Annotated in this window: 12 protein-coding genes and 1 pseudogene; 4 read left to right on the plus strand and 9 right to left on the minus strand. The window is 48.6% G+C overall.

From position 1 onward, the window contains the following. Positions 1-5: 5 nt before the first annotated feature. Genes mdsA through mdsC form a run of 3 tightly spaced genes read left to right on the plus strand, consistent with a single transcriptional unit; the run spans position 6 to position 5,870 of the window. Positions 6-1,232, plus strand: coding sequence for a multidrug efflux RND transporter periplasmic adaptor subunit MdsA (gene mdsA, locus QEN31_RS17725; RefSeq protein WP_001254854.1), 1,227 nt, complete (start codon positions 6-8; stop codon positions 1,230-1,232). Continuing rightward, a complete protein-coding gene (gene mdsB / locus QEN31_RS17730) occupies positions 1,229-4,396 on the plus strand; it encodes a multidrug efflux RND transporter permease subunit MdsB (RefSeq protein ID WP_000673157.1) in 3,168 nt (1,055 codons plus the stop codon). Before mdsA ends, mdsB begins: the two co-directional genes overlap by 4 nt. A gap of 16 nt (positions 4,397-4,412) precedes the next feature. Beyond that, the gene (gene mdsC / locus QEN31_RS17735) at positions 4,413-5,870 is read left to right on the plus strand and encodes a multidrug efflux transporter outer membrane subunit MdsC (RefSeq protein ID WP_024132171.1); all 1,458 of its coding nucleotides are present in this window, start codon (positions 4,413-4,415) and stop codon (positions 5,868-5,870) included. Between the two features lie 69 nt (positions 5,871-5,939). Here mdsC and QEN31_RS17740 read toward each other — a convergent pair whose 3' ends face one another. The 9 genes and pseudogenes from QEN31_RS17740 to QEN31_RS17780 all read right to left on the minus strand — a co-directional run bounded on the left by QEN31_RS17740 (position 5,940) and on the right by QEN31_RS17780 (position 12,690). After that, entirely contained in the window at positions 5,940-6,299 is a 360-nt protein-coding gene (locus QEN31_RS17740) for a DUF4156 domain-containing protein (RefSeq protein ID WP_000722978.1), read from the minus strand. A 57-nt stretch (positions 6,300-6,356) separates the two neighbouring features. Beyond that, positions 6,357-6,581, minus strand: a complete 225-nt coding sequence (locus QEN31_RS17745) for a membrane protein (protein WP_000737127.1) — start codon at positions 6,579-6,581, stop codon at positions 6,357-6,359. Between the two features lie 10 nt (positions 6,582-6,591). Further along, entirely contained in the window at positions 6,592-7,233 is a 642-nt protein-coding gene (locus QEN31_RS17750) for a helix-turn-helix transcriptional regulator (protein WP_000610824.1), read from the minus strand. Between the two features lie 143 nt (positions 7,234-7,376). Next, positions 7,377-7,901 (minus strand): Ail/Lom family outer membrane beta-barrel protein, encoded by a 525-nt coding sequence (locus QEN31_RS17755; RefSeq protein ID WP_000830237.1) that lies wholly within the window; start codon positions 7,899-7,901, stop codon positions 7,377-7,379. A gap of 401 nt (positions 7,902-8,302) precedes the next feature. Continuing rightward, on the minus strand, positions 8,303-8,791 hold the full coding sequence (locus QEN31_RS17760; protein ID WP_000545415.1) for a hypothetical protein: 489 nt from the start codon (positions 8,789-8,791) through the stop codon (positions 8,303-8,305). Continuing rightward, positions 8,764-9,507: a transcriptional regulator gene (locus QEN31_RS17765; RefSeq protein ID WP_000081376.1), complete on the minus strand. Its 744-nt coding sequence runs from the start codon at positions 9,505-9,507 to the stop codon at positions 8,764-8,766. The genes QEN31_RS17760 and QEN31_RS17765 overlap by 28 nt, the downstream gene beginning before the upstream one ends. A 99-nt stretch (positions 9,508-9,606) precedes the next feature. Beyond that, entirely contained in the window at positions 9,607-11,181 is a 1,575-nt protein-coding gene (locus QEN31_RS17770; protein ID WP_099949703.1) for an EAL domain-containing protein, read from the minus strand. A gap of 501 nt (positions 11,182-11,682) precedes the next feature. After that, a pseudogene (locus QEN31_RS17775) lies at positions 11,683-11,983 on the minus strand (hypothetical protein). Continuing rightward, positions 11,956-12,690 carry a winged helix-turn-helix domain-containing protein gene (locus QEN31_RS17780; RefSeq protein ID WP_001005867.1) on the minus strand — a complete coding sequence of 245 codons (735 nt, stop codon included), beginning with the start codon at positions 12,688-12,690 and terminating at the stop codon, positions 11,956-11,958. Before QEN31_RS17780 ends, QEN31_RS17775 begins: the two are co-directional and overlap by 28 nt. A gap of 663 nt (positions 12,691-13,353) precedes the next feature. Here QEN31_RS17780 and QEN31_RS17785 point away from each other — a divergent pair. Further along, positions 13,354-13,890 (plus strand): fimbrial protein, encoded by a 537-nt coding sequence (locus tag QEN31_RS17785; RefSeq protein WP_099949704.1) that lies wholly within the window; start codon positions 13,354-13,356, stop codon positions 13,888-13,890. The last annotated feature ends 35 nt before the right edge of the window (positions 13,891-13,925 follow it).

Below are 13,925 nucleotides of genomic sequence, written 5' to 3' on the forward strand. Positions count from 1 at the left end.
ACGACATGCGTAGAACATTCAAAATTATGTTGATAGCCGGCGTCATCGCCGCCATCGGGGGCGTGATTTACATGGCCGGCGAAGCACTATGGGATAAAGACAACGCCGTCGGACCACCGGCCAGCGCGCCGCCTCCACCGTCGGTACCGGTTGCTAAAGCCCTTAGCCGTACACTCGCGCCTACGGCGGAATTCACCGGTTTTCTGGCCGCGCCGGAGACCGTGGAGCTGCGTTCGCGCGTGGGAGGAACCCTTGACGCCGTCAGCGTTCCGGAAGGACGTCTGGTAAGCCGCGGACAACTGCTGTTCCAGATCGATCCGCGCCCGTTCGAGGTCGCCCTCGACACCGCCGTCGCGCAATTACGTCAGGCTGAAGTACTGGCCCGCCAGGCGCAGGCGGATTTCGATCGCATTCAACGACTGGTCGCCAGCGGCGCCGTATCACGCAAAAACGCTGACGATGTCACCGCCACGCGTAATGCGCGACAGGCGCAGATGCAATCGGCCAAAGCCGCCGTCGCCGCAGCGCGCCTTGAACTCTCCTGGACCCGTATTACCGCGCCCATTGCCGGACGCGTTGACCGCGTACTGGTGACCCGGGGCAATCTGGTCAGCGGCGGCGTAGCGGGTAACGCCACGCTTCTGACGACTATCGTGTCTCACAATCCCATGTATGTGTATTTCGATATTGACGAAGCCACCTGGCTGAAGGCGTTACGACATACCCGCTCCGACAAAAATCCACCGGTAGTCAACATGGGGTTAACCACCGATAACGGGCTGCCTTATCAGGGCGTACTCGACTTTATGGGCAATCAGATGAACCGCAGCACCGGCACTATCCGGGCGCGCGCCGTGATTCCTGACCCCGACGGAATGCTTTCTCCCGGCCTGTTTGCCCGAATCAGTTTGCCCATCGGCGAGCCGCGGGAAACCGTGCTGATTGACGATCTGGCGGTGAGCGCCGATCAGGGCAAAAACTATGTGCTGATCGTCGGCAAGGAGAATCAGGTGGAGTATCGTCCGGTTGAGCTGGGACAAATGGTCGATGGACTCCGCGTCGTTACACAGGGAGTACAGCCGGGAGAAAAAATCATCCTCAAGGGGCTGGTGCGTCCTGGCATGACCGTTGCGCCGCGTCTGGTGCCGATGCGGCAGAATATGCCCGACAAACAGACCGCGACATTGACTAAAGCGGACGGCGACAGCGCGTCGAAGGCGGTGCGCCAATGAAATTCACCCACTTTTTCATTGCACGCCCCATCTTCGCCATCGTCCTGTCGCTGTTAATGCTGCTGGCTGGCGCTATCGCCTTTTTAAAACTGCCGCTGAGTGAATATCCGGCCGTTACGCCGCCCACGGTACAGGTTAGCGCCAGCTACCCCGGCGCTAACCCGCAAGTGATTGCCGATACGGTAGCCGCGCCGCTGGAACAGGTGATCAACGGCGTTGACGGCATGTTGTATATGAATACCCAGATGGCCATTGATGGTCGCATGGTTATCTCTATCGCCTTCGAACAGGGAACCGATCCTGATATGGCGCAAATTCAGGTGCAAAACCGGGTATCCCGCGCGCTGCCTCGCCTGCCCGAAGAAGTCCAACGAATTGGCGTTGTAACGGAGAAAACGTCCCCCGATATGTTGATGGTGGTCCATCTTGTCTCGCCGCAAAAACGCTATGACTCACTTTACCTGTCTAACTTCGCCATCCGGCAGGTTCGCGACGAACTGGCCCGTTTACCCGGCGTCGGTGATGTTCTCGTCTGGGGCGCGGGCGAGTACGCCATGCGCGTCTGGCTGGACCCGGCGAAAATCGCCAACCGCGGTCTTACCGCCAGTGATATCGTTACGGCGTTGCGGGAACAAAACGTACAGGTCGCCGCCGGTTCCGTCGGGCAACAGCCGGAGGCCTCCGCCGCTTTTCAGATGACGGTAAACACGCTGGGCCGCCTGACCAGCGAAGAACAGTTCGGCGAGATTGTGGTAAAAATCGGCGCTGACGGCGAGGTGACGCGTCTGCGTGATGTCGCCCGCGTCACGCTGGGCGCAGATGCCTATACGCTGCGCAGTTTACTGAATGGCGAAGCGGCGCCAGCGTTACAGATTATTCAAAGTCCGGGCGCCAATGCGATTGACGTTTCTAACGCGATTCGCGGCAAAATGGATGAGTTGCAGCAAAACTTCCCGCAGGATATCGAATACCGGATTGCCTATGATCCTACTGTCTTCGTGCGCGCATCGCTACAATCGGTGGCGATTACGTTGCTGGAAGCCCTCGTGCTGGTCGTCCTTGTCGTGGTGCTGTTCCTGCAAACCTGGCGGGCGTCCATTATTCCTCTGGTGGCGGTTCCCGTTTCGCTGGTCGGCACCTTTGCCTTGATGCACCTGTTTGGCTTTTCGCTGAATACGCTTTCGCTGTTTGGTTTGGTCCTGTCGATAGGTATCGTTGTCGATGACGCCATCGTTGTGGTCGAAAACGTGGAACGGCATATCTCGCAGGGCAAAAGTCCCGGAGAGGCGGCAAAGAAGGCGATGGATGAAGTCACTGGTCCCATTCTTTCTATTACCTCGGTGCTAACGGCGGTCTTTATCCCTTCCGCATTCCTGGCGGGCCTGCAGGGTGAGTTTTATCGTCAGTTCGCGTTGACCATCGCTATTTCGACCATCCTTTCGGCCATTAACTCGCTGACGCTCTCCCCTGCGCTGGCCGCCATTTTGCTAAGACCGCACCACGATACTACGAAGGCTGACTGGCTAACGCGGTTGATGGGCACGGTCACTGGCGGTTTTTTCCATCGCTTTAACCGTTTCTTCGACAGCGCGTCGAACCGCTATGTTAGCGCCGTCCGTCGGGCCGTGCGCGGCAGCGTCATTGTGATGGTGCTCTATGCTGGCTTTGTGGGGCTGACCTGGCTTGGCTTCCATCAGGTGCCGAACGGGTTTGTGCCTGCGCAGGATAAATACTATCTCGTCGGCATCGCCCAGCTCCCAAGCGGCGCATCGTTGGATCGCACAGAGGCGGTCGTGAAACAGATGTCCGCTATCGCGCTGGCGGAACCCGGCGTTGAAAGCGTCGTCGTCTTCCCCGGTCTGTCGGTTAACGGCCCGGTAAATGTGCCAAATTCGGCGCTGATGTTCGCCATGCTGAAACCCTTTGACGAGCGTGAAGATCCTTCGCTTTCCGCTAACGCTATCGCCGGAAAGCTAATGCACAAATTTAGCCACATTCCCGACGGATTTATTGGCATCTTCCCGCCACCGCCGGTTCCAGGGCTTGGCGCGACGGGCGGCTTTAAATTGCAGATTGAAGATCGTGCGGAACTGGGATTTGAAGCGATGACAAAGGTGCAAAGCGAGATTATGTCTAAGGCGATGCAGACGCCCGAACTGGCCAATATGCTGGCCAGTTTCCAGACAAACGCCCCGCAATTACAGGTGGATATCGACCGGGTAAAGGCGAAATCAATGGGGGTATCGCTCACCGACATCTTTGAAACGTTGCAAATTAACCTCGGCTCGCTTTACGTCAACGATTTCAACCGATTTGGCCGCACCTGGCGGGTGATGGCGCAGGCCGATGCGCCATTCCGTATGCAACAAGAGGATATCGGCCTGCTTAAAGTCCGCAATGCGAAGGGCGAGATGATCCCGCTTAGCGCTTTCGTCACGATTATGCGCCAGTCGGGGCCGGACAGAATCATCCATTACAACGGCTTCCCCTCGGTAGATATTAGCGGTGGACCGGCTCCGGGTTTCTCCTCCGGACAGGCGACGGACGCGATTGAAAAGATCGTGCGTGAAACGTTGCCGGAAGGGATGGTCTTCGAATGGACCGATCTGGTTTATCAGGAAAAACAGGCCGGCAACTCTGCGCTTGCTATCTTTGCGCTGGCGGTGCTGCTGGCCTTCCTGATCCTGGCGGCGCAGTACAACAGTTGGTCGCTGCCCTTCGCCGTCCTGCTTATTGCGCCTATGTCATTACTCTCAGCCATTGTCGGCGTGTGGGTATCTGGCGGAGATAACAATATCTTTACGCAGATTGGTTTCGTGGTGCTGGTCGGCCTGGCGGCCAAGAACGCCATTTTGATTGTCGAGTTTGCCCGCGCCAAAGAACACGACGGCGCAGACCCGCTGACCGCCGTACTGGAAGCGTCCCGCCTGCGTCTGCGTCCTATCCTGATGACCTCATTCGCCTTTATCGCAGGCGTAGTACCGCTGGTACTCGCGACGGGTGCCGGCGCGGAAATGCGACATGCGATGGGCATCGCCGTGTTTGCCGGCATGTTGGGCGTCACGCTCTTCGGCCTGTTATTGACGCCTGTATTTTACGTGGTGGTTCGCAGGATGGCATTAAAGCGTGAGAACCGCGTTGATTCGCATGATCAGCAAGCATAATGATGGGAATGGCATAATGAAGATCACTTTTACAGGCTATCGGCAGACCGCCACGCTGGCGACGCTTGCTTTCGTCACCACGCTTGCTGGCTGTACGATGGCGCCGAAGCACGAACGCCCCGCATCGCCGACTGCGATGGTCTATCCCTACGCAACGTCAACCGTTTCTGGCGCGCCGGATGCCGCTGACATTGGCTGGCGTGATTTCTTCCACGATCCGCTTCTACAGGAACTGATTGCGATCGCGTTACGCAATAATCGGGATTTACGCAAGGCAGGGCTCAATGTTGAAGCCGCCCGGGCGTTATACCGCATTCAGCGCGCGGAGATGCTGCCGACGCTCGGCATCGCCACCGCCATGGACGCCAGTCGCACTCCCGCCGATCTCAGCGTCATGGACGAGTCTGAGATTAACCGACGCTACGAGGCGGCTGGGGCGACGACGGCCTGGGAACTGGATCTCTGGGGGCGAGTGCGAAGCCTTAGCGACCAGGCATTAGCCGCCTATATGGCGCTTGATGAGACGTACATTGCGGCGCGAATGAGCCTGGTTTCCGAAGTCGCCAGCGCCTGGCTGACGCTACGGGCTGACCGGGAGCTGCTGCGCTTAACCGAGGATACGCTGGCCGCGCAAAAAAGTTCATACACATTGACGACCCAGCTTGCCCGGACAGGTAACGCCACACAGCTCGATCTGCGTATGGCGGAGATCGCGCTGCGTTCTGCGGAAATCAATCGCGCGGCGTATACGCGACAGTTGGCGCGGGATCGTAACGCGCTGGAATTGCTGTTGGGCCAGCCGCTCACGCCTGAACTGTCGCGTCGACTAAACGAAGCGGTCACGCTTACAGAAGGCGCGATCCCGACCACACTGCCAGGCGGATTACCGTCAGATCTGCTGGTACGCCGCCCGGATATTCGCGCCGCCGAGTACAGGCTGCGCGGCGCAAACGCCCGGATAGGCGCAGCGCGCGCCGCCTTCTTCCCGACCATCAGCCTGACAGGCTCGGCGGGAACGGCCAGCGCGTCTCTTAGCGGACTCTTTGAACCGGGATCGGGAAGCTGGCGTTTTCTACCGCAAATCACCTTGCCTCTCTTTCACGGCGGCGCATTACGCGCTGACCTGGATAGGGCGCATGTCCAAAAACAGATTGAAATCGCCAGCTATGAAAACGTTATTCAGCAAGCCTTTCGCGACGTGGCGGATGGTCTGGCGGGACAGCGTACGCTGAATGACCAGGTGCAATCAGAACAACGCGCGGTTGAAGCCAGTCAAATCGCCTATGAGCTGGCCGGACTCCGTTTTCAGGAAGGCGTCGATGACTACCTTACGCTGCTTGATACCCATCGTATGCTTTATGGCGCACAACAGCGCCTGGTACGCACACGTCTCATGCAACAGTTAAATATCATTAACCTGTATAAAGCATTAGGCGGCGGTTGGCGGGAATACAGTGAGAAAAAGCAAGGTTAGCCCAAATAGCGCCCGCGTCGCCAGTGCGGCGCGCGCGCTAAACAGGCATATATTACCTGCAAAATAAGGTTAACGAGGGCAACGATAAACGTTCCCGCTTAACGTGACATTCGTTTGTTTGCTTGAGCCCGAACCGTGCCATGAACTTCCTGTCTGGCCTGCACGCTGGGTTAACAGGACTACCGTATTTCCGCCCATTTTATAAGCTTTGTTTTTCAGATCGTTACGGGCACCCGTTTCCAGGTTACTGTTGGAAGTCCAGCCACCGGTAAAGAAATTCCCCTGGCTGCCCGTGATATCCCCTAAGTAGCTGCATTCCTTACCTGGCTCGCTGGTCATCACCCGTACCTGTTCAGCGCCATAATTCAACGAATTAGCGCTACATGCGGTTAAAGCCAAGCCGACGAAACATACTAAGATCTTTTTCATACTAATACCTGGTCTATTAATCATTAAATAATAACGCGTTCTTGCTTCTGAACGCCGTCAAGGAACTATATTTAAGATGTAACGAATGTCTTTCATTTGCTGAAGAAAAGTCTCTGTCATGATGCTATCATGTATGCTTGAGGCTATTTCTTGTTCAGTTTTTTCAATATGCTCTCTGAGCCTTATTTTTGTTTTTTCGTCAAGCGCCGAGATAAGTATCTTAATGGCAAGCAGCATAGTAGGATTGATGCTTTCACACTCTCTCATCGTTAACTTTTTCATCTTTTTTGCTTCAAGCCTGATCGGCGTTTTTGTCTACACGGCAAATTTTAGATGCGAAGATATGGCGACTTCTTTGGTAAATAAATAGCAAATGGAAAAAGCGTTTGAAGCCATATTTACGGCAGATACGCAATCTATGAATGTACAAAGTCTTACGACTCATGCCATAGCTACTGGCGATCTGACTCATCGACTTTTTATATAAAAAGTGCCATAACAACTCCTCCTCCTTTTTTGTCAACGGCGCAAGTTCACCGACCGCTACATCGTTTGCACAAGCGTATTTAATGAAATGCTCAATAAAAACAGGCTTTGCCAAATCGGGATCGATATCAGGATCTCTATCGCAGCCATGTGGATAAAGTTTTCCAATATCTCTGCGCGTGAGCCAGATTCGACGAGCATGTGGATAATGCTGCATGAGCGCCTTAAAACCTTTCCAGACCCCCTGAATCAAAACTCGTCCATCAATAATAATTATGATATCTTCGCTAGCTGATATCTGACACGAATTATATTCTCCATTGAGTGGGAACATAAAGCACTTCCCATCCTCAAAGAGTGAAGCGATGCCTAAATAAGTATAATAATCATCCGTTAAAACTATACCTATCGTTTTTAACGGAAGTTGTTCCGATAGTGAATTTATCATAATTTCATCAATAGAATAACGCTACGGTGAGTGTTTTATCTTCCTCTTAAGATTACCTGAGCGCTCATAACCATCCCTATTCTGTAGCAGCGCCATATTATTTTTAATTCCTTGCCATAAACGTAACGCTTATACTTTTAATATCAGAAGCGATAACCTACGCTGACACCAAATGTATTGGTATCCACAGCGAAGAAACGACTGGCTTCCCATGATGCATCGATAGATATACTCTTAACTGGATTAAATATTACGCCAGCGCCGTAGGCAAAGGAGTCTTCTTTTGAGTGTTTATTAAATTTCATCGTCGCTATACCCGCATTGCCGTACAGGCTCACATAGTCATTAAAACGATATGTTGGTCCAAACATCAAAGAACCATAGTCTACAGAATCGGAACCATTTTTATGCAATTTTCCCTCTTTCCAGGTGTAGTTCTCCATTTCATTGCGCGTCGCGGTGAATGAGCCTAACATCCCCCAGGTCTCATTGAACTCGTAACGATATTTAAAATTAAAGCCTCGCAGATCTTTGCTATCGCTATTTTTCAATGAACTGAGATGAGTTTGTGCATAACCAAACGATACGGTGTGCTGATCGTTAGCCAAAGCCAAAGGTGACGCTAATAATAAACCTAAAAAAACAAGGAACGAAGACCGTCTTTTCATTAAAACCACTCCATTTTTGATATATAATTAAGGCGGTACCGGAACTTATGGCACACAAATAGCATTTAGATTAAGAACACCTAATGCGCTTATTACCAGTCATGCCAACTGCGGAGGTAATATAACCTGATATATTCGATAATGGATATGAAATCAGTCTTACAGAGTTCTTACTTTTTTATTAATGGCGGATTCATGGTTGCTTCAGACCCGATCCTGGCATCGCATCCGTCAGGCGGACTGCGAGAGGTTATCAGCGAGTATCAGTTACCTCCATGAAGAGTAAAAAATTCATAACTCATTGTTTTTAATGCTCTTTAACTGGTGTTCGAGTTAACCTTTACCCTTGCGGAGGGCAATTTCGCAACTCGCTTTCTGACGCATTCAGACAACATTCAGATCTACTGCGCGGTACAAACGTTATAAAGCTGCCGATTAAGAGAATAAAAAAAGGTTTTCTCACCCACTTTAGATATTCGAATCTCATTAGCCGCTTCCGGATGCAGAACCCGTAAATATGATAACAGATCGCCAGCCGTGTCCGTGGCAAAGACTTTTACCTGGGATACTTCGAACGTATAAACACCAGGCGCTGTTCGATGTAAATTTTTCATATATACGTCCCGGTATAATATTTTTACACCGTTATCTTTTGTTTTTATTTCATATTGAAGCGTAATTCTCTTCATCTTAAAATCAAGAACAAGATTGCCATCGGCATGGATATCTTTAGGTTGTATCGTCGTTACCGTTCTTGTCGTACATAAAAATTCATTAGTATTAATAGAACTATGGTTACTGTTTCGTACCCAAACTACCATCAGTACGACTGAAACAGCCAGCATACCAAGCGTCGCCACGCTTAATAACGTTCTTTTATGGAAATGCATTTCGGCTCCGCTATATCAAGTTGGTTAAGACACTGGACAAAAATATTTGTATTAGGAACGCGAATGTAATAAATGATTTTTCCGTTTTGTTTATGTATTTCATTACTCATCTCAGAGTACGCTTCAACGATATCCGTCAGATGGGTTTTATCATGCCCGACACTATAAAAAGTGTATCCATCATACGAACCCTGGAGGGTAAAGTAATCAATATTTTCACCCTTAATTTTATACATCATAAAAAACATCAGAAGCGCGGCCAGGCAAAAGTAGAGCCAATCTTTTTTATTCACAGCGCCCGGTATTGGGGTAATAATAGTGTCATCGTGCCGCACTTCAACCGTCGATACTTCTGTTTCAGCAACAGCAGGCAACGGCGTATTTTGCGCCTCATCACTCAACGGTTCAATGGAAACTGAGAGTAAAACACCCACGCGAGGGCGAGTCACAACAGACGCCCCCTTAAGACCAATTTTATCAAATGACCCTCGTAGCTGGTTAATCAATTTATAATAACTGGCATCAGAGACCACGACACCTTTGCGCCCCCAGACATAGTTAATTAAATCATCTTTTTTAAAAAGGCCTTCATAAAAAGCGATAAGCAAACTGCGTTCCGATTCAGATATCGTTATCGACTCTCCGGCGCAGGAAAGCGTCATTCGTTCACAATCAAGAATAACTCTTTTGTCAATCAGATAATTGTTCTGACTCATAAAAATATCCGCCCCAGTGCTATCACGTTTCTTCACGGCATAAACATATTACCAGGATATATCGTGCTATTGAATTTTTTTCCGTAGCGAGCTCCTGTATTATTCAGCCACCAGATCGCTCGCGGATCCGCTTTCCCCCTTGAGCAAACCATTTTGCCGCTGGGCTGACTTGCCAAGCCAACTCATAAAGTCATTAGTCCCCATCGGCCTGGCATAAAGAAATCCCTGAACGAATCCTACCCCGTGGCTTAAGATGTAACGCAATTGGTGCTGGGTACTGACCCCTTCGGCAACCACATTGAGTCCCAGTCGCTGACTCAGCGTAATGATAGTATCCAGGACAGGAACATCATCGCTGCTGGTATCAATGGTATCGATAAACGTTCTGTCTATTTTAAGAGAGTCTACAGGTAATTGCTGGAGATAGGAGAGGGAGCAATAGCCGGTCCCAAAATCATCAATCGCTATTAACACGCCTTTTTCACGGAGCGTTGAAAGTTTTTCTGCGACCTGTGAAGGTTCTACAATCAGGCTACGTTCGGTGAGCTCCAACATAAGCGTTATCGTTCCCAAACGAGTCCTGAGCGCCTCTATATCTTGTATAAAACCGTCATCCATAAGATGCGCAGGCGATATATTTACGCTGATATAGAAATCATCCGGTACAGTCCAGTTTATCACGTCATGAGCAATCAGTTCGAACAGATGACGAGAGAGTGGAATAATCATGCCTTCATTTTCTGCGGCGGTAATAAAAATATCCGGGGTTATAAAACGGCCATCCGGTTGCGGCCAGCGCATTAGCGCCTCCACGCCGCCGCAACTACCGTGTTTAACATTAAAAACAGGCTGATAATGTACCGTAAACTCATTGTGCGTTATTCCCCTGGCAATCTCCCGGGCCAGAGATAAACGTTTTAAATACCAGCGCCTGTAGAACAACATCATCCCTACAGAAAGACACAATGACAGCGGAACAAAAATAAAAAGGTTTTGTAACCAGTATGCCGATAACGTTGAGAAGGGGGTTCGCACCATCAGCTGGAGAGTGTGATCGGTTGAGGTGAACCGCTGCGTTAAAAACGCCTTACCGCGCAACGTCGCAGCGCTGGTAATCGCCTCCCCTGCGCCGAATGTCAGGCTAAAGACTGATGCTCTCTCTGCTGCCAATATCTCTATGAGCTCCTGGACATACTGCGAATCCACAATGACGAAGGCCGCTTTATTCGCTGCTACTTTTTTCACATAAACCACAACAAGGCGATCGGGTCCTTCGACCATACTACCGATAGATCGCAACCACCGTTCCGGATAAGAAGCAGGTAAGGAAAGCCCTGCCAGCCGGGAAAAATGATAGCGTTCGGTTCCTGTGACAAAGGAGCAAGTGATATCACCATTTTCCAGAAACCCAATGTCACGGACATAAGGAGTGAAGGCCCGCGTTCTGGACAGTTCTTTCAGCGTATCAGTGCAGGAACTCTCAGCCAGTCTGGCGGCTTTTCTGGCGACTTGCCAGGAGGCGGCAGATATATCCGCGCTAAACCGCAGCAGCGTATTGGCGCTGACGGCGATATCTCGTTTTAGCTGGAAGATACCCGCGAGTAACCCCACCAATATCATTACGATCAGTGGAACGGCAATAAACAACATCAGAAATAGCTTTCTTACTTTCAAATCATTGCCCTCTTACCGGCCTTCCTTTTGCCACTGTACGCTTTTATAGGATAACTAAAGTAACATTAATATAGAAAAGCAATATTGAGAGATAGGTTATACGTTCTTAATGATAGCAAGATGGCACTCCCTGTGCCGAAAATAGACAAGAAAATATCAATACCCAACAGGTGCAGGATACTATCGTTAAAATAAGCGATAGCAGATATCTAAATTCAATATGTTAGCCAGATGCCAGGTTCGCTGCCTGATGAGGCATAACCATCACGGAACGAATTCCCATCAATACAGGGATTATTGGCTACAACTCAACGTTACTACTGGTGGTACACACATTATACAAATGTCGATTAAGCGAAAACATGTAGGTATTTTTCCCAATTTTGACCATCTTTAACTCATTAATCGTACCAGGCTGTAACAGTCTCAACCAGGAAAACAAATCGCCAGCAGTATCAGACTCAAAAGTCTTAACTGAATTGACTTTAAAAGTAAATGTTTTCATACCCGTTCTGCGCAGTTTGCTGATGCAGATATCACGAAAAAAAAGCCGTTTCTCTTTCGTATCGGTAGTAACATCGTAGTGTAGGGTAATCCTGCCGGATTTAAGATCCAGCACAAGTCCACCATCCATGTACAATTTTCGTGGTTCAATATACGCTTCTGATTTTGTCGTGCATATAAGATTATTGGTTCTATAAGAGTCACGATTTACCCACTCAAGCGCTATTACCGATCCGATTGCGACAATGGCGATAAATATTACAAATATAATCAGTAACGTTCTTTTACTGTAATACATTTTGGCACCGCCATTTCAACAGGATTTAAGCATTGCAGAAAAATATTCATGTTAGGCTCCCTGATATAATAAAGATGGCGTCCATTTTGCCGGTAAATTTTAATTTTTAGAGAGTTAAAAGCAAAAACTACTTCACTTAATGTGACCTTATCCTCTTTTGTTTTATAGATTGCATAATCGTTATATTCGCCAAGATATGTAAAAAAACTATCAGGGCTGTTACGAACAGGCGCTTTATATATAGTAAATACACCATAGAGCAATGCCAGAAGAATGGCTCCTGTTAATACCACAAATACGCTGTGACGTTTAATTTTGTAAAATATGTTCTCCCGAGTCGTGGTGCCTTTAACGTTTTCATCACTCACCTTTAGGGAGGTGATTTTTTTTATAGGTTCAATGGCAACAGACAGCGATACCCCCACCCGAGGGCGAGTTACGATGTCAGATGACTGTAGACCAATGCTACTAAAATCATTTCTCATTTGATTAATGAGTTTATAGTAACTTGATTCTGAGACGCAGCCTCCACGATTTTCCCAAACAAAATGAATAATATCTTCTTTTTTGTAAAGACCATGCCAAAAAGCAAGAAGCAGATGGGTCTCAGCTTCTGATATTCTGATTATCTCATTACCATGCGATAAGGTCATCTTCGTACTATCAAATACAACACGCTTATCAAGTAAAAATATGCTTTCATTCATGACAATCCTAAAGGTAACTGCATCCATCATTCAGACGACATATTATCATGCTCAAAAAAGAATTCAGCCCCCTAATTAACCTGAGTTTAACTTATAAGTCTCACTTATAGTAAACAATAATTGACACAAGTATTACCTGAACATTACAAATCAAACAGTTATAGGTAAATCTGAACACTTTTCTTTACCTTAACGCAAACTCAGGAAACTTCTGAAAGGCCAAAAGTAAGAAAAAAGTAAGACTAATTATACTGTTTCAGAAGCACATTTCAGAAAATTTACCTTAATCTCACCATCGTATTATCCATCGGGAGGTTTAACTGATGCGGATTTTACATAGCAAAAATGTGCAGGTTTGTATTGCAACATAGTCTATCTATTCAGACGCGGAGAGAATTGTTATCGGATTACACTCAATCAAATGATAACACTATCAGTTGTACTAATGAGATGTATGTACGAAAGCGCTTATCGCTCTATTTCATGATAAGAGAAATAAGTCTGTTTGTTTTATATCGCATTATCAATAGTCAGGAGGGTATAGCTCACATCCAAAAATAGAGTTAATGATCGTTATTTTTACCACTCCTCCATAAGCACGAAACATTCGGGCGAATTGCACTCGTCCTGAAAAAGTAAAGATTAATACAGGAACATTATCATATGTCTATGAAAAAGTATTTAGCAATGATCACAGGCTCACTTCTTGTCTCCAGCAGCGCGATGGCTATTTCTGATAACACCATCACCTTTCAAGGGGAAGTCTCTGATGAAACATGCTCTGTCGTGATTAATGGTAATCAGGCTAAACCCGTCGTGTTATTGCCAACAGTAAGTACTAAAGACTTATCAGAACAAGGGAAAACTGCGGGGCCAATAACGTTTGATATTGGGCTGTCCGGGTGTACCGGCTCTAAGGACAAAACAACAAAAATTTCCACTGTCTTTGTCGGTAATCAGGTCACCAGTAACGGTAACCTGGGTAATACTGGCAGCGCGAAAAATGTTGAAGTCCAATTACTCGACACTTCAGGGGAGCCAATCAATCTGACCGGCGGCTTTACTGGCGACGGCGACCTACAGCTGGAACCAAATGCTTCTGAAGCGAGCGCGACTTATACCGCGCGGTATTACTCTACCGGGAAAGCAGAGGCTGGGACAGTCGCTGCCACCCTTCAATACGCCGTTTCGTATAAATAATTGTCGCTACGGTCTGGCGTTGAAACGCCAGACCA

The organism is Salmonella sp. SA15303, assembly GCF_029962125.1.
GTDB lineage: Bacteria > Pseudomonadota > Gammaproteobacteria > Enterobacterales > Enterobacteriaceae > Salmonella > Salmonella enterica.